At 41.9% G+C, this 16,152-nt stretch carries 17 protein-coding genes; 5 read left to right on the forward strand and 12 right to left on the reverse strand.

Going from position 1 to position 16,152, the window contains the following annotated elements; translation table 11 throughout:
* Positions 1–37: 37 nt before the first annotated feature.
* Together AC19MV_RS08830 and AC19MV_RS08835 are read right to left on the reverse strand one after the other, a co-directional pair.
* Complete coding sequence (locus AC19MV_RS08830) at positions 38–991, reverse strand: TAXI family TRAP transporter solute-binding subunit (protein ID WP_498307053.1); 954 nt, start codon at positions 989–991, stop codon at positions 38–40.
* 373 nt (positions 992–1,364) lie between these two features.
* Positions 1,365–2,642 carry a glycerophosphodiester phosphodiesterase family protein gene (locus AC19MV_RS08835; protein ID WP_498307055.1) on the reverse strand — a complete coding sequence of 426 codons (1,278 nt, stop codon included), beginning with the start codon at positions 2,640–2,642 and terminating at the stop codon, positions 1,365–1,367.
* 164 nt (positions 2,643–2,806) lie between these two features.
* Between AC19MV_RS08835 and AC19MV_RS08840 the strand changes: the two genes are divergently transcribed.
* The 3 genes from AC19MV_RS08840 (at position 2,807) to AC19MV_RS08850 (ending at position 6,431) form a co-directional block, all read left to right on the forward strand.
* Positions 2,807–3,439, forward strand: coding sequence for a DsbA family protein (locus AC19MV_RS08840; protein WP_498307230.1), 633 nt, complete (start codon positions 2,807–2,809; stop codon positions 3,437–3,439).
* A 137-nt stretch (positions 3,440–3,576) separates the two neighbouring features.
* Complete coding sequence (gene mtgA / locus AC19MV_RS08845) at positions 3,577–4,254, forward strand: monofunctional biosynthetic peptidoglycan transglycosylase (RefSeq protein ID WP_498307056.1); 678 nt, start codon at positions 3,577–3,579, stop codon at positions 4,252–4,254.
* 242 nt (positions 4,255–4,496) lie between these two features.
* Positions 4,497–6,431, forward strand: a complete 1,935-nt coding sequence (locus AC19MV_RS08850; RefSeq protein ID WP_498307058.1) for a B12-binding domain-containing radical SAM protein — start codon at positions 4,497–4,499, stop codon at positions 6,429–6,431.
* A 127-nt stretch (positions 6,432–6,558) separates the two neighbouring features.
* Here AC19MV_RS08850 and AC19MV_RS08855 read toward each other — a convergent pair whose 3' ends face one another.
* From AC19MV_RS08855 to AC19MV_RS08880, 6 genes are all read right to left on the reverse strand, one after another.
* Complete coding sequence (locus tag AC19MV_RS08855; protein WP_498307060.1) at positions 6,559–6,843, reverse strand: hypothetical protein; 285 nt, start codon at positions 6,841–6,843, stop codon at positions 6,559–6,561.
* A 508-nt stretch (positions 6,844–7,351) separates the two neighbouring features.
* Entirely contained in the window at positions 7,352–7,933 is a 582-nt protein-coding gene (locus AC19MV_RS08860) for a hypothetical protein (protein WP_188918343.1), read from the reverse strand.
* Positions 7,934–8,292: 359 nt separating this feature from the next.
* On the reverse strand, positions 8,293–8,721 hold the full coding sequence (locus tag AC19MV_RS08865) for a hypothetical protein (RefSeq protein WP_498307062.1): 429 nt from the start codon (positions 8,719–8,721) through the stop codon (positions 8,293–8,295).
* Positions 8,722–8,809: 88 nt separating this feature from the next.
* Positions 8,810–9,277, reverse strand: a complete 468-nt coding sequence (locus AC19MV_RS08870; RefSeq protein WP_498307063.1) for a hypothetical protein — start codon at positions 9,275–9,277, stop codon at positions 8,810–8,812.
* Positions 9,278–9,295: 18 nt separating this feature from the next.
* Complete coding sequence (locus tag AC19MV_RS08875; RefSeq protein ID WP_498307065.1) at positions 9,296–9,940, reverse strand: hypothetical protein; 645 nt, start codon at positions 9,938–9,940, stop codon at positions 9,296–9,298.
* 1,017 nt (positions 9,941–10,957) lie between these two features.
* A complete protein-coding gene (locus AC19MV_RS08880) occupies positions 10,958–11,716 on the reverse strand; it encodes a DUF4437 domain-containing protein (RefSeq protein WP_498307232.1) in 759 nt (252 codons plus the stop codon).
* Positions 11,717–12,045: 329 nt separating this feature from the next.
* Between AC19MV_RS08880 and AC19MV_RS08885 the strand changes: the two genes are divergently transcribed.
* Positions 12,046–12,999, forward strand: coding sequence for a LysR family transcriptional regulator (locus tag AC19MV_RS08885; RefSeq protein WP_498307066.1), 954 nt, complete (start codon positions 12,046–12,048; stop codon positions 12,997–12,999).
* 158 nt (positions 13,000–13,157) lie between these two features.
* Entirely contained in the window at positions 13,158–13,592 is a 435-nt protein-coding gene (locus AC19MV_RS08890) for a dCMP deaminase family protein (RefSeq protein WP_350431827.1), read from the forward strand.
* 434 nt (positions 13,593–14,026) lie between these two features.
* On the opposite strand, the gene AC19MV_RS08895 is transcribed toward AC19MV_RS08890, so the two are convergent.
* From AC19MV_RS08895 to AC19MV_RS08910, 4 genes are all read right to left on the reverse strand, one after another.
* Positions 14,027–14,437, reverse strand: a complete 411-nt coding sequence (locus tag AC19MV_RS08895; RefSeq protein ID WP_498307068.1) for a hypothetical protein — start codon at positions 14,435–14,437, stop codon at positions 14,027–14,029.
* A gap of 40 nt (positions 14,438–14,477) precedes the next feature.
* The gene (locus tag AC19MV_RS08900) at positions 14,478–15,116 is read right to left on the reverse strand and encodes a DUF1287 domain-containing protein (protein ID WP_432401161.1); all 639 of its coding nucleotides are present in this window, start codon (positions 15,114–15,116) and stop codon (positions 14,478–14,480) included.
* 119 nt (positions 15,117–15,235) lie between these two features.
* Positions 15,236–15,478: a hypothetical protein gene (locus AC19MV_RS08905; RefSeq protein WP_498307070.1), complete on the reverse strand. Its 243-nt coding sequence runs from the start codon at positions 15,476–15,478 to the stop codon at positions 15,236–15,238.
* Positions 15,479–15,582: 104 nt separating this feature from the next.
* Positions 15,583–16,050 carry a hypothetical protein gene (locus AC19MV_RS08910; RefSeq protein WP_498307072.1) on the reverse strand — a complete coding sequence of 156 codons (468 nt, stop codon included), beginning with the start codon at positions 16,048–16,050 and terminating at the stop codon, positions 15,583–15,585.
* Between the last annotated feature and the right edge of the window lie 102 nt (positions 16,051–16,152).

A 16,152-nucleotide genomic window follows, 5' to 3' on the forward strand; every position in this document is an offset into this window, starting at 1 on the left:
TTATCCAAACAAGCGCTTCAAGAGTTAAAACATTGAATTACAGCGCATTCACTTCTTTGTAGTAGCGCTCTGCACCTGGATGTAATGGAATGGGTAAGTTTTTAGTCGCTTTGTCTAAACTGATATCTTTAGCTGCTGAGTGTGCAGTGCCTAAACGTTCTAGGTTGTCGAACATCAGCTTAGTCATTTGGTACGCCACTTCATCAGACACTTTACTGTGGCTTACCAGTAAGTTTTGAATCGCAACCGTACTGACATCCTCAGTTTGGCCTTCATAGGTATTAGCAGTAATCACCCCAACCTGGTAAGCAGGGTTATTGATTTTAGCAACCACATCTTCAGGAATCGCCACAAAGTTAATGTCCATTGTTGCGGCTAGGTCGCGAATAGCAGCCATACCTAAACCAGATGATTGTAACGTGGCATCAAGTTGACGGTTTTTAATCAGCTCGACAGACTCGGCATAAGGTAAATACTCCACTTTACCCATGTCGTCATAGCTTAAACCAGCAGCAGTAAAAATAGCGCGGGCATTAAGTTCAGTCCCCGATTTAGGTGCACCAACAGAAATACGTTTACCTTTTAAGTCAGCCAACGTCTTGATGCCAGCATCTTTATTGGCCACGATTTGAATAAAGTTAGGGTACGTAGATGCAATGATACGCAGGTTTTTCAATGGTGCTTTAAAACCCGCTTCAGTATCGCCTTCCCATGCTGCAGACACTGAGTCACCTAGTGCAAGCGCTAATTCACCACGGCCAGCTTGTAATAAGTTAAGGTTTTCGACTGAGGCTTTAGTAGCTTGTACTGAAGTTTTAGAACCTTCAATACCGTTACTGTAAAGCTGAGAAAGCGCAACACCGATAGGGTAGTAAACACCACTGGTACCGCCGGTGAGAATATTGATAAAAGTAGGAGCGGCCATCACTGCGGTACTGATTGATAACGCAGCCGCGGCGCCGATCATGCAAAAGCGTTTAGTTAATTTCATTACAATATCCTTATTTCTTATATGGTTATCTGTCTTATTGTGCTGATACCCTAACACCGACATTCAGTGTGATCTATATAGACTAAAGGCTAATACCGCTAATCTAAATATTATTTGTTTTCGATTTCAGTCACTTCGGTTGTCGATGAAAAAGTCTCAATCAAATTGAAGGTGCTAATAGCGTGTTTTATCGTCCATTTATGGGAACAATAACGCCGTCATCTCGAGTATAGTTCGCTTAATAAAAAAGGTGCCAACAATGTGGGCACCTTTGATATTTGTATTGGTGTGAGCGGTATTGATGTGAGCGGTCTTGGTGCTCAGTGACGTTGTTTTAAAGCCATCACGACTTGGTTATTCGCAGGCCAGTTCGTTACATGCCCATGCAATTAGCATAGTAAGTCACAGTGGCGGGCCAATCAGAAAAGATACCTATCACCCCCACATCTTTGGCTAACACATCAACCAACTCGTAAGTGTCACCTTCATTATCTATCGCATCCGCAATACTTTGATAATACCAACCGCCACCGCCCTGGCTGAGTAAACCAGATCGCTCTAGTGACCAGGCAATCATTTTCAATCCTGCGGCATTAGCAGCATTGGCGTATTCAGACGGCACAATGGCGTTATTGTCATCTAAGGTGACTAACATCCATAATGGCGGCGCAATAATCTTCACCCCGTCTGCAGCTAGAGTGTCCATACTCGGTGACCAGGTCGCACTGTTTTGTGGATCAAATCCAGCTTCACTATCGCGACCATCAAGGTATACCGCTTGTTCGGCAAACTCTGGCGCGTTTGCTATCCAGTATTTCACATCATCTAAATTAAATGATTGCGGGAACACCTGCGACGCATCCACTCCTGCGGCGCCATACTCATCAAGCATTTTTTGCGCATAATCTTGTTGGCTAAAGCCATCAAACGGCATGCTGACACTGGCCGACTTAAGTTCTGGGGTCATTTTTACGCCAGCCGATTTAAATAATTCGATACTTTCAGCATGAGTCATTAACGTGCCGGTACCTGCATAGAGGTCTGTGCGCCAGCTTGGCGTGCCATCCATAAACTCGGCTACCGTGGTCGCTTTAGGATTAAAGCCGTCCATCTTGCCTTTTAAGGTTTTAAATTCTGCAAGGCTGATATCGCTAGTACAACAGGTCGCGGTTGCGCTAACACCGTTTGCAGCGTCGGCAGGTGTAAATGGCACAGAGCACTTATTGGCTAATGCCGGTATCGCTAAAATATTGGTGGTTGTGGCTAAATCACATTGCGAATGACGGCATACCAAGGCTTTGTCGTTGGTAAAGGTAACGTCACACTCAACAATACCTGCACCTGAATCAATAGCAGCTTGATAGGCTTCTTTAGTGTGCTCAGGAAATTGCATTGAGGCACCACGGTGACCAATAGAAAAGTCGGTACGATAAAATGGGCCAGACTCGCATTGCGCTAATTGGGTTTTCAGTTCGCTGTCTTGCATTTGATCCACTAAAAAAAGTGGTCTCGGCCCCACTTGCGCGCTGACACTTTTATCAACACCCGTTGTAGCGGTACTATCGCTGTCGTTGCTGTTACACGCTGATAAACAGATTAAACTGCTCAATATTGCCAACGCGCCCAATGCCGTCTTGTTGTTCCTTGTCATTCCATTGCTCCTTAACTGTAATCATTAATCTAACGTTACTGACGGTGTGTTGCACCATTTAAATCTAGCCACTTATTTGCATGGCATAGATTGTGTAGATGGCATAGTCTATTGGTTAAATATGAAAGAAATAATGAAGTTATATGACACTTCTTGAGGTCACCATGGCTAAAGCAACACTTTATTATGTTCACGACCCTATGTGTAGTTGGTGCTGGGGTTACCGCCCTACCTGGGACATGCTGCAACAACAACTGCAACGAGAGTTTGCTGAGCAACTTGATATCAGCTACCTTGTCGGCGGCTTAGCGCCTGACTCAGCGGAGCCAATGCCAGAAGCGATGCAGCAGATGCTTGAGCAGACATGGCAAAGAATTAACCAGCAATTAGGCACTCTGTTTAATCACGATTTTTGGCGTGTATGTCAGCCACGACGCTCTACCTACCCAGCTTGTCGAGCTACTTTGGTCGCGCGCCAATATGGCCAGGAGCAAGCCATGGTGAATGCCATTCAGCATGCTTATTATTTACATGCCAGCAATCCATCTGATACTGAGGTGCTATGCGCATTGGCCGCAACATTAGGCATGAATACTGAGCAATTTAAACAGCAATTATTAAGTGAACAAACTGAACAGCAACTGCAAAAAGAGATTCATTTTGCCCGTAAACTGCCAATTCAAGGATTTCCGTCATTAGTGCTCGTAGCCAATAATCATGCTTACCCTATCACGCTTGATTATCAGCAATGGCAAACCAGTTTGGCTGACATTCAAGCGGTGTTAGCTAAGATTTAGGTGATGCTAGGGGATTAGATTCTAGACTCTAGATTCTAGGCTCTAGGCCTAAGCTTGTGCGGGCGTTTCGCTTTAATTAGCAATATCCTATACTCTTGCGCGTTGAACACGACATGATATCTAACATGAGGCAATGAATGGCAAATCGTAAGCGCGGTTTTTTCGGATGGACCTGGTACGTAACATGGCGTTTTTTAGCATTACTAACGTTATTGTTGCTATTACTCAGATTTGTCCCGCCACCGACAACGTCATTTATGCTGCAAAGCGACTATCCTGTGTCGCAACACTGGGTCAGCATTGATGAGCTACCGACCCACATATCGCTCGCCATGGTGGCATCAGAAGATCAGCTTTTCCCCGAACACTTTGGCGTCGATTTTAGCGCTATCAGTAAAGCCCTTCAGCAATACGATGACGGTCAGGGCCTGCGTGGTGCCAGCACCATTACTCAACAAACCGCCAAAAATCTTTTATTGTGGCCAGGACAAAGCTTTGTTCGTAAAGGATTAGAAGCCATGTTAGCTGTAGGGCTTGAGGTCATTTGGGGCAAAAAACGCATTTTAGAAGTGTACGTAAACGTGGCCGAATTTGGCAAAGGTATTTATGGCGTAGAAGCTGCTAGCCAGCATTATTTTAATAAACCCGCCAAATATCTTAGCAGCAAAGAAGCGGCAAAACTGGCGGTATTATTGCCAAGCCCGCGTAATCGTAACCCAAACTATTTAACGCCTTACCTTAGCCAACGTGTCGTATGGGTTGAACGGCAAATGAAACAACTGGGCAGCGCTTATTTAACCCCTATTCTTAAATAGCCTGAACTTAAACAACCTGCTCTTAAAGAACCTCCTCTTAAAAAATATAAAATGAGCAATATATTGCTCATTATTCAGGTCTTCGCCGTTAATTGCGCAATATCTTGCGCAAAAGGCACTAATCTGCCGACTCTCTAGCACTGCTGAACGTTCAAGATGAAAGCCTTAATTAAAAGGATTTGAGCCATTTTTACTGGTAGAATGCAGCCTTATTCCTATTGGCTTTACGATAAAGGCAGGCTATGACCGTTCTTCTGATGACCCCTCCAATGACCCAACTTAATACGCCGTATCCAGCAACGGCATATTTAACCGGTTTTTTACGTTCACGAGGCTATGAAGCGGTACAGCGAGATCCTGCAATAGAGTTGTTTCTTGAAATGATGACCGCGCCGGCGCTGGAGGTGATCCGTCAACATGTAGAAGAGAACTTCGAGCACTTTGAAGACGATGAATTACCCGATTCGGTGTTTGATTTTTTAGCTGAGTTTGATCGTTATCATCTTACCGTTGAGCCTGCTATTCGCTTTTTACAAGGCAAAGACCCAAGCCTAGCCATGCGAATTAACACCCGTCGTTTTTTACCCGAAGGCCCAGCATTTGAAGCCATCGCGCAAATGGAAGCCGTGTCGGGCGATGTACTGCAAGCGGCCTTTGGTAACCTTGGCGTGCAAGATAAAGCCAAATTTCTCGCCACGTTATTCATTAACGATCTGTCGAACGTCATCACCCAAGGCGTTGACCCTTACTTTGAAGTCAGTCGTTATGGTGAACGCTTAGCCGCCGCCAACCCAAGTTTTGATAATTTATACGACACCTTGATGGGCGAACCAAGCTTCAGTTCAGACATTTTAGAACAACTCGTTGAACAATATTTAGAAGACACCCAGCCTAGCGTGGTGGCATTAACCGTGCCGTTTCCCGGTAATATGCTTGGCGCCTTACGCATTGCGCAAACCTGTAAAGCCATTAACCCTGATTTACCTATCGTTATGGGTGGCGGCTTTGTCAATACTGAGCTGCGGGCATTAAAAGACCCACGGGTATTCGAATTTGTCGACTATATCTGTCTCGATGACGGTGAACGTCCACTCATTACCTTGCTAGAATACTTTGAAGGCAAGCGCGGCATTGAAGAGTTAGTACGCACTTACTTTCTCGCAGAGGATGAAAACGGTGAACCTTACGTTCATCTTAATCAAAATACTGAGTTACATGACATTCCCCAATCTGAGGTCGGTGCACCAATATACGATGGCCTGCCATTAACCGAATACCTGTCATTATGTGAAATGCTCAACCCAATGCACCGCATATGGAGTGATGGCCGCTGGAATAAATTAACCATCGCCCACGGGTGCTACTGGCGCAAATGCAGCTTTTGCGATGTCAGCTTAGATTATATCGACCGCTACGATACCGCTGGCGCAGATGTTCTGGTCGACCGCATCGAAGCGCTTGTCGCCGAAACCGGGCAAACTGGTTTTCACTTTGTCGATGAAGCGTTACCGCCAAAAACCTTATTCGCATTTGCCAAACGATTGATTGAACGTAACGTGGTGATCAGTTGGTGGGGCAATATTCGTTTTGAGCGCACCTTTAGCCCAGCACGTTGTCAGCTATTGGCAGACTCAGGTTGTATCGCAGTCAGCGGCGGCCTTGAAGTGGCGTCAGACAGATTATTAAAACTGATGAAGAAAGGCGTCAGTGTTGAGCGCGTTGCCCAGGTCACCAAAGCATTTAGTGACGCTGGCATTTTGGTACACGCTTATTTGATGTATGGCTTCCCGACTCAAACTGAACAAGAAACCATTGATGCATTAGAAATGGTCCGCCAGTTGATGCAACAAGGTTGTTTCCAGTCTGCTTACTGGCACCGTTTTGTTGCCACCGCCCACAGCCCAATCGGCATGAACCCAGAACAGTTTGGCATCACCCTTGACCCACGCCCTGAGGTATTTTTTGCTGAAAACGATGTCGACTTTACCGACCCAACCGGCACCGATCACGACATGCTCGGCGAAGGCCTGCGCAAAGCACTTTACAATTATATGCACGGCATCGGCTTCGACCAACCCATGAGCTTTTGGTTTGATCAACGCGTGTCACGTACCACGATGAAGAAAGACATGATTTCAAAAGCCATTAGCAATTTTATTCTGAGCCAAGAAGAGTAGATACAAAGGTTTGGGTTAACTCAACAGTCATTCCCTGATGTCATTATTCCGGCAATGCTTTTAAGCCGGAGTCGAGCTCTACGCCGTTATCCTCGAGTGCTTTAATCGGGGATCCAGGTGTATTTTTTTAATGGCCTGCGGCCACACCAGATTTATCAAACTTCGTTTGAATTAAGATCGCAAGGTTCCACCCTGCACAGGCCAAAAGGGGATCAACAGCAATCCCCTCTTGGATCACCCCTGCCGTTCCGGCAACATTTTCGCTTTTTAACCAAACAAAAGCCGCGAAAAAATTGCGACGGAAAACTATCGAGCTTTTGGCCGCGTATTTAGCCGGCTTCGGCCACCTCTTTATGGTAAAGAATGAAAATGCTAACGCTTCAGATGGGGCGTCTGATGTGAATGGATTCACGAATGTCGTGGTGGCATGGTCAATGATGTTCCCGACATCATAATGACATTTCCAATATCCTTATCGGTCAGATGTGCGAGAAAGCCCATGGCCAGCTCACGTATTCTTTTGTAAAGAGTCTTCAACGGCCTCAAGTTCAGAGTTGAATTTGGGCATTTGCAAACCAGACGTTTAAATCATTTTTGGACAAAAGTTTGTTAGTGGCAAAAGGTCTAAAAATGGGTAGTGGGATTAGTAAATGTATGGGGTTCAATTAAAGTTTACACTGACCCCATTAAATTCTGGAGGATTAATTTAACGCACTGAAACATATAGAGTTAAATCATTAGCAGATTAGCTAAGGGGACCTGCTGACTACAGAAAAGTTGCCAGATAACCATCACATCAAACAGCGCGTTTTCTCGAGCTGATATTTACATAATAAAGAGTCACTCTCAGCTGTTCGGGCTTGTTCAACACTTGGGATAAGAACGCGGCTTCGCGCGGCCTATCCTTATTTGTTAGGTATTTAATTTAACTCTTGAGGTTTCAAATCAGGATCCTTATGCGCAAATTCTACTTCTGCTATTTTTTTCTCAGCTTCGTCATTTGTCATTACATTTTGTTGTTCTAACCATCTAAATTTTTCGATTTCATTTTCTTTATCATTTTCAGGGTTTACCTCACCATACCAAGCTAATAGTTGATCCTTTTTACGTTTATTTAACTCCGAAACGATGTTCTCATGATTTTTATCCTGAATTACAAAGACATTGCCTCTTTCAGTTTTAAAAACCGAATATTTAACCTTAGTAAGAGCGAACCAAATTAAACATATAACACCAAGAACAAGCCATAAACCTGTTCCAGAAAGAGAAGAGCCACTATAAACGGCAGACCCAATTCTGTAACACCCTAGCAAACACCACAATATACCTACATTTCGTAACCACTCGTTTTGCTCTATTGTTATCGAAGACTTTTCCGGAAAGTCAGCATAATTAAAGTCAAAATCTCCAGAGCCTGATTTATCTTTATATGCGAAATTCACGTATTCAGACTCAAAAGTATATGTGTGGTGGTTAGAAAATTTCTTTTGCTTTATTTCCATGAATGCTTCTCCGAGCTTCCTTTAAATACATAACGAGCCTGTAGAATTACTCGTTTTTAAACTCATTTTGATTATTGAATAAACAATATCTGAGTTTATATTTTGATTCAATTGTTTAGTGGTGTTTAGATTATTATTTAACATGCTGTTTTGTTGGTGAACTAGTGCGCTTTAGGGATAATTGAGACGGATTCGAAGCGTTTTTTGAGGTACGATGCTTTGACAGCTAAATGACAGATGAAGTAGATGAGTTTGTTGATTGACCATCTTGGATACTAAAGGTATTTGACTGCAAAAGCAGTCAAATCAGTTAGGCTCGCCTATTGACTGGCGGAAGGCTCATATGTGTTAGGTATACTTTACTCGTACCAGTGGTCTGGCAAAATTTCAGGTGCAAAAGTCATCAGTAGGAATGCGACAAGAAAAGCTACTACGAAAAAAATAAGCATGGAAACGATGCCAGTCAAAAACCATTGCCATTGTGACGCTTTAGAACCGCCATTTTCTATATGTTTAGAGTAATTTTCACCTTGTGTTTTTTCCGCATAAATTCTAATTAAGCCACAATATATTCCTGCAAAAACAATACCATTGAAGTTTTCAGGAGCGAAGATTGTAACTAAGACTAGTAAAAGTCCAAAGATGAAGCCTAAATTTAAAGAAAACTTGGCAGATGATGATTGCCCCAAAACCTTGAAATTTTTGTGCATTAAGTAAAATCCAGCGAATGGACCACCTAAAAGGGAAGCTCCTGTTATCTGCCAGATTGAGTTAAGAGGTTGATTCATGCACAAGTTCCTTTTGTATACCTAACGCCCCATGCAGGGGATTTTATGAGCGATTTTCAGCGAGTAAAATTCCCGCTGGCTTGGCTTGTTAGTTGCCAATTATTGCGTTCTGTAAAGTTAAAACCTGTTTCTTACGCCAAAAAGGGAAAAACAACAATCCAATTTCACTGTCGTCATACCACTCGTTTTCATGTAAAGCCTGAACTACCCACTTGTATTCAGACGAGCCACGTTTGAATACTTTAAGACGGCACTTATCGCTGAGGCCAAAAGCAAAGCAATTTAGGGCTTCTTCTATTTCTGTGAATTCTTCGTGCCATCCAGAAAAGCCAACGGTAAAACTATTTCCATTTTCTGTAAGCCAAACCGTAAAGCCGTTAACAGGGTTAACAGGGTTAACAGAAATAGAGCTTTCATCCTGCTCATAATCTAGTTCAGGATATTTCTTTAATTTTTCGACAATTTGGGAAATAGCAGACATATCATCCTTGGCAACTAACGCCGCAAGCAAAGGCGCACGTAGTGCGTCCAGCCAGCTTGCTGGCGAATTTGCCATGCTTTGTTAACTTTTTCACTAAAATTCACTGCCACAGTCATAATTCAAGCTATCTAATTTACTAAAAACTGCTTTATATTTACTTCGATAATAAGTTGCTACATGACTATTCCCAGCGAGAATTTCATGGTCTGCAATTAAGCTACCAAGCATCTTAATTCTAGATGCGGTTTTGCTGAGCAACTCCTCTTGAGCAAGACGGCCATCAAGAAGGGATATCTCCTCAGTTTCAATACGTTCTTGGCTTTCTTTATATTTTGGCAAAACATCCGCAACAATATGAGCTAGCCTTGCAGTCATTAAAAGTTGATAAATATCTATCTCAACGCCTTGCTCGCCAATCATCAGTTTTACATGAGACTCTTTCAAAGAAGAATCAATATCTTTCTCAAAACTGCGTATGCCTTCAAGTAAACTTTGACTTGAGAGAAGTTTATTTGATTTTGTTTGTTCAGATATACCAATTGCAACACCGAAAAGAGCTAACATGGAAATAATTGAACTGACAGTTCCTCCCATGTATCCACCAAAACTGGCCCAGTCACTTGGACTGCCAGATATTTGATATTGGCGAAAATTGAGGACCCAGGCTCCAGTGAGAATTATCACTACAAGAATGCCTGTACCTGAAAGTATTAGTGCATAAGGAATATTTAGTTTCATTCTCATCCATGTGTACAGTTAACGCTTATTGAACGACTCGCCCGATAAAGTCGGCTGTTCAAGTTATTGATTTATATCATCCTACATTCTCTATGTCTTTGATGTAAAGCGATAAAATACTCTCAACATCCTAAAATAAAACGAGCTCACGCGTTAATTTTGTTAAAAAAATAAACGATAAAATTTATTTTCATTATTATCAACTAATTATAGTTTTCTAATTAAGCCTACGTTACGACTTTAAGCTTACTTAATGAGTTGTTTGATTTAAATTAAGCCAGATCTCATTATATCTGTATATAAAACCAGTTCATTAAATTATGCAATCTAGGCAGTAAAAATGACATCTGTAAAAGAGCAATATCAATTAAATTTTGTATGGAAAACGAAGGTAAGCATTGTTAAATAGAGCTTTGGTTCTAAGTAACTTTGGGGCAGAAATGAGTTAGTTATATTGTCTTTAAAAGGACAAATTCAACTCTAAACTTGAGGCAGTTTGAAGAAAATGACGTGAGCTGGCCATGGACGGCCAGCTAGCTTTAGAGGGGAAGGGACGCCCCATCTGAAGCGTTAGCATTTTTGAATAAGGCCGAAGAATGCCACAGACGAAGTTAAAATCTGGAGCTAACCACGTCGCGAAATTATCGCTTTTCAGATGATTTTGATATGGCGGCTGGGCCAATTGTTTTATAAAGAGTAAAGAGGTAACAGCCGTGGGTTTCCTCTTTATCTGGTGTCGGTGAAGCGCCAGCCGTAGGCCATGAGTACAAAAGTACAAAGCAAACACCTGGATCCCGGCTTACAAGCGTTACCGGGAAGACGATGACACGAGCTTGCGTAAGCTGACAACTTACTACCTTTGCTCTGGTATCGGCGAAGCGCCACGACATCAGTTACCGCTGGCCATAAGTACAACACACAAGTAGAGCTGCCTACAGCTAAAAACCACTACCGCATGATAATAAAAAGCCTAATCATCTCTGTATTCGTGATGATTAGGCCATTGCTAACAAAGAGCTATTTTACGCTAAACTGTCCTGTTGATTTTACATACAGCACGACTTCAGTTTTGGCATCAATCATATGTTTGCCTTGTGCATCAGAACTAAAAAAGCTACTTGGGGTTAATGCTGTTACTGCTTTTTGATTGTCCCATTGATAGGTTGCACTGCCTTTTACTACCACGGCTTTAAGTGGGTTTTGGCTTTCAATACTGCCTTTAAAACCTGCGGGAAGCTTAACAAAACTGCCATTGGCGGCGTCTGGTTTGCCCCATAAATAACTGATTTGAGCGTTGCCTGATTTCAACCAGGTTGCGTCATCTACATTTAACCAAAACAAGTTGTTTTCAGAAATGTTAATTGGACGTTCGCCATTATCAAACGCCTGGTCTGCTGGTTTAACTAAATAAGGGCCGCTGTCGATTTCGAGGTAAATAAGGTTGTCTTGCGCATTGGCTGAGGTGATATGGTTTTCACCCGCTGGCTGAATCCAAAATGAACCGCTTGGCATCCACATATTATCGGCGCTTGGGTCATCGTTATGCATTAAGCCTTCAATCACGATACCGCGGTAAGTGATGTTATGAATATGAGGCGGTGATGAAAAGCCTTTTTGGAATTTCACAAGCATTCCGGTTGCCACATCTTTAGTGCGGTCGCCCCAAAGATCTGCCGCTTTCGGGCTGGCGTCACCACGTGCAGGGTTAAGCATGCCCCAATCAATGTTGTCAGTAGAAATAGCTGTGTGGTCATTTGCCATCACGGGTAAAGTCATCGCACCTAAAAGGGTTGCAATAGCGGTCGTAGTTAATCTATTCATGAGTTACATTCCATCATATTCAAAAGTTCAAAGACAAAAGTGGTCTTGCTTTCATCGACGCATTAAACAACATTCGTTTCTAGAGCCTTTTATATATCAAGGTTAGTACGTATTCACATCGGTGTAATGATGTACATATTAATCAATTATATTTATTCGATAAATGGGGTAATCTTTAATATACTTTCGTGAAAACGTGGATAATCAGATAGGGTTTAGTATCAACACTGATGCTAGCTAGTTAAGCTGGATCTGGGCTTACAGACAAACCAACAGGAAAGTGCATGAAGATTGCTGATTTACGGGTACTGCTAAAAATCGCAGAACTTCAATCTATCACCGCTGCCGCGAATCAACTCGATATTAGCTCTTCTGCTGCAAGTATTGCGTTAAAGCGTATTGAAAAAGAAGTCGGGGCGCAGTTATTTGTGCGCACCACGAGGCAATTACGCTTGTCTTCTGAGGGCGAGCGTTATCTTCCATTATGTCAGCAAGCACTGGATTTATTGCAACAAGGCCAGCTAGTTATTAACGACGAACGCCAATCTATCAATGGCGAAGTGCGCATGGCGATGTCGTCTGAAATGGGCCGTAACCTCATGCGCGAATTACTGAATGATGTACTAGCACAACATCCAGATGTGAGCTTACGCTTGCATGTTAGCGATACCCAAGTCGATTTTTATCGTGATGGTGTTGATGTGGCGCTGAGGGCAATGATTGCTGGCGTGGCTGACGAGTCGAATTTTTATGGCTTTAAAATCTGTAACATCCCCCATTTTCTGTGTGCTTCACCTCAGTACCTCGCCAAACACGGCACACCGACTAATCCTAGCGAACTGATGAAACACAATGCATTGCTTTATAAGTTGTATAAAGTGACCCATGACAGCTGGTTGTTACTTCATGGCAACGAAGAGCATAAAATTAAGATGACCAGTAATCGGGCATGTAACGATGGCGACTTGGTACGCCGCTGGTGTGTTGACGGTGTTGGGATTGCAAAAAAATCAGCGATTGATGTTGCTCAAGACATGCTGGCCGGTCGATTACAAAGAGTGATGTCTGACTACCAAATCCCAGTGACTGAATTATGGTTAGTATTACCAAGTCGGCAAATGATCACACCTGCTATCCGTTTGATCCGCGATGAGCTAAAACAAAAAATTAGTGATTTGAGAGAACAACTCATTGAAAATAAAACGCTAGCGGAACATGAATGGCCAACAGATGAATAAAAGTAATACGCATCTGATTGAAGGTTGATTTATCACTGTTCTGCATAGAGAATAGCGCCTAGTTGAAGCAATAGTTAACGTGATAGTTAATTCGACAGTTAATACGACAGTTAATGTGATAGTCAAAACGATAAATAACGCATAGGAACGGCAATAAGATGATGACAAAATGGGCGATACGTTTTTTACAGATGGCCGAACTCGTAGCATCTTGGAGTAAAGATCCCTCCACCCGAGTTGGTGCGGTAATTACCGAAAACAATCGCATCGTATCACTAGGCTTTAATGGTTACCCTCACGGAATATCTGACAGCGCCGAAACCGATAACCGCGAAATGAAACTGCTAAAGACACTTCATGCTGAAGAAAATGCCATATTGCATGCAAAACGCGATCTCAGTAGCTGTGAAATTTGGGTGACTCACTTCCCCTGCCCTAACTGCGCTGCCAAGATTATCCAAACTGGATTGCGCGCCGTACATAGCCCAAAACCCAACGACGATTTCCTGTCACGCTGGGGAGACAAGATTAAAGTCAGCGAAGATATGTTTGAACAAGCTGGCGTTGAAGTCGATTGGATGCAAGTAGATTAACCCTACTTTTCACCGGCGTTCCGGCAATGCAGTTAAGTTGTTAAGCCGGAATCCAGGTGTTTGCTTTGCATTATTAACCTGTGCCAATTCCTAACGCTTCGCCAAAGCTAAGCAATAAACCGTCTAACTTCATTACAGGTTAACCCTGACATTCACTCTGCGACTCTTAGCAATGATTTACTGGGTTCACTTGAGGCTAATCCTTACGTCGTTCCGGCATTGCAGTTAATGCTGTTAAGCCGAAATCCAGGTGTTTATGCTATGCGTTTATGCCTACGCCAATTAGCGTCTTAATGCTTCGCCACAACAAAGAATGAACAGTCTAACTTCACTTTACTGGCAGGCTTTAAAAAGCTAGGTCAATATTGAACAAAAGCTCAACCATTGGCAATGTAATGGGTAAAACAATGGGTGTCATGATTAATTCGTGTCGCTTACAAGCTTTCTAAGAATATTTGCCAAGTAAAAAACAACAACCACAGAAGACCAAGAGTAAAAGCGACATCTTCTTTCATCGATGAGCCAAACTCTGAGCTATTGTCACCAAAAAAGTACCCTACCGGTTTGGAATATATCACTGCCGCTAAGCATAAACCTGGTACAAGATAATACTGCACCCAATCTTCTATATAGATGCTTGTTTCATAGGCCCCCGTTACAACATAACTGTGCCCATAAATCAGTAAATAGATGACGTAAGCAAGTACGAGAATAATGGCAAAATACTTAGCCCATTTCCATTTTTTTAAGTTATCAGACAACGATAAATCGAACTCGTGATTTGAATATATATTGAAAATGATCAATGGCAAAACCAGTAAACAAATGCCGAGAAAAGTACTCAAAATGCACATAACTCCAGAAATTTAACAATAAGTGACATGGTTAATGGGTTAACACTTGGGATATGGGCGACGTTTCGCGCGGACTATCCTTATTATATTTCTCTGGCACAAAACGATAATGGCCAGTTATTTTATAATCAAAAATCATATCATCAACTTCAGGGCCCCGGCCAATATTATGGACAATCATAGGGTTACCTGATATTGGATTGATCTGATCTATGACTATCCCAATATGAGGTAAGTTACCTGGAAGCATCCATGTAACAATGTCTCCAACAGAGTAGTCGGTTTTATTATCACTAACGTTTAAATTTACACCATGTCTTTTAAAGAAGGTTTGTAAGTTAGGGACTCGGCGGTGATCTATATTTTTGTCTGTTGAATTTAATCCCCAAATCCTTTTCGAAGGATAAAGTGAAAAGTTAGATTTCATATCTTCATGAACGAGTTTTTGTAGATCAGTACCTAACTTACGATAAGCTCTAATTATAACGTCAGTACAGACTCCTTTGTCTTTCGGTACATCTCCATTTGGGTATGGAATCGAAAAATAAGAACCGTCATAAGTCACATGATGAGTCGTTCTTTCAATTAAGCTTGAAACAATATCTTTATTAAATTCAGAAGCATTACCGGCTGAGCTTAAAAAGAAAAGAAGAAATGCAAATTTACTCATAACCATCCTTAGAATATACGCCCAATTGAGCGGAGAGAGATTGTTGGTTAAAATGCTTAACGCCAAAGTCAAAACTGTGTTTTTTCGACGCTTTGTTAAATTCTGTTTCACTACAACACCTATTTAGATGAATCTTTTACTATTTCAAGCCAATGTTCAAATGAATCAGCAGGCCAATTATTATCAATTTTTAGCCGGTCTATTGGATAGGCCTGCCTCTTAGAGCCACACCAATTAAAATAGGAAACTGTTTCACCATTTTCATCAGGCTCTTTAGACAATGGTACATCCCACTCAAAGATATAAAATTCAGTACCTAGCGGAAAATCCGATTCTTTTGGTAAAATTCTACGCTTAAACATTACTGATACTCATTTAGAAATTTAAAGCCGCATTAAGCGAAAAAATAGTGGGTTAAAATAGAGCGAAGCCAACAGCCCACTGTTTTTAGTCCTTGTTTAACTGCTTAGTTAGGGCTTACTTGTGAGGCCCTCTTACGGTGTATTTTTATATATGAGTAGAAAAATACAAACCATACGATACTAAGTATTCCTGGTGTCATAGCTTCGAGGTATGAACCTAAAGCAAGATAATATTCCCCATTTTTTGATAAAAAAACAATCGTAAATTCTCCTGGCTGATAATTGGCTGCAAACTTCTTCTTTGAGCTACATATTGCAATATCACCAGGCTTGGCATTTCTGACAATGACGTTTTCGTTGGTCGATAAAATGTTAAGTTCAACTTCTAAAGAGCAAGCTTCACGACCAAAAAGCTCTTCATATCCAAAATAAGACTCTATCACTTCAGCTTCGACACTTTTCGACTCTGCCGTTTGAAAAACTTCATAAACAAACGCAGGGGTGAAAACAACCACACCAAAAAAACTAAAAAATGTCAGAGCAAAAAAACATATACCTTTAATCTTCTCCATAACAGAATTGATCCTTGGAAGCCCTAAAAGCTTATTGAAGAACTTGCTCAGTAAAGCCAGCACCTTAACGTATTGATTAATATCATCCTACAGTTGCTATCT

The organism is Shewanella sp. MF05913 (assembly GCF_059758095.1).

Excerpts from the sequence above, each read along its gene's own strand:
- AC19MV_RS08830 (WP_498307053.1), bottom strand. The coding sequence starts at position 991 with ATGAAATTAACTAAACGCTTTTGCATGATCGGCGCCGCGGCTGCGTTA.
- AC19MV_RS08835 (WP_498307055.1), bottom strand. The coding sequence starts at position 2,642 with ATGACAAGGAACAACAAGACGGCATTGGGCGCGTTGGCAATATTGAGC.
- AC19MV_RS08840 (WP_498307230.1), top strand. The coding sequence starts at position 2,807 with ATGGCTAAAGCAACACTTTATTATGTTCACGACCCTATGTGTAGTTGG.
- mtgA (WP_498307056.1), top strand. The coding sequence starts at position 3,577 with ATGGCAAATCGTAAGCGCGGTTTTTTCGGATGGACCTGGTACGTAACA.
- AC19MV_RS08850 (WP_498307058.1), top strand. The coding sequence starts at position 4,497 with ATGACCGTTCTTCTGATGACCCCTCCAATGACCCAACTTAATACGCCG.
- AC19MV_RS08860 (WP_188918343.1), bottom strand. The coding sequence starts at position 7,933 with ATGGAAATAAAGCAAAAGAAATTTTCTAACCACCACACATATACTTTT.
- AC19MV_RS08865 (WP_498307062.1), bottom strand. The coding sequence starts at position 8,721 with ATGAATCAACCTCTTAACTCAATCTGGCAGATAACAGGAGCTTCCCTT.
- AC19MV_RS08870 (WP_498307063.1), bottom strand. The coding sequence starts at position 9,277 with ATGGCAAATTCGCCAGCAAGCTGGCTGGACGCACTACGTGCGCCTTTG.
- AC19MV_RS08875 (WP_498307065.1), bottom strand. The coding sequence starts at position 9,940 with ATGAAACTAAATATTCCTTATGCACTAATACTTTCAGGTACAGGCATT.
- AC19MV_RS08880 (WP_498307232.1), bottom strand. The coding sequence starts at position 11,716 with ATGACTTTACCCGTGATGGCAAATGACCACACAGCTATTTCTACTGAC.
- AC19MV_RS08885 (WP_498307066.1), top strand. The coding sequence starts at position 12,046 with ATGAAGATTGCTGATTTACGGGTACTGCTAAAAATCGCAGAACTTCAA.
- AC19MV_RS08890 (WP_350431827.1), top strand. The coding sequence starts at position 13,158 with ATGATGACAAAATGGGCGATACGTTTTTTACAGATGGCCGAACTCGTA.
- AC19MV_RS08900 (WP_432401161.1), bottom strand. The coding sequence starts at position 15,116 with ATGAGTAAATTTGCATTTCTTCTTTTCTTTTTAAGCTCAGCCGGTAAT.
- AC19MV_RS08905 (WP_498307070.1), bottom strand. The coding sequence starts at position 15,478 with ATGTTTAAGCGTAGAATTTTACCAAAAGAATCGGATTTTCCGCTAGGT.
- AC19MV_RS08910 (WP_498307072.1), bottom strand. The coding sequence starts at position 16,050 with ATGGAGAAGATTAAAGGTATATGTTTTTTTGCTCTGACATTTTTTAGT.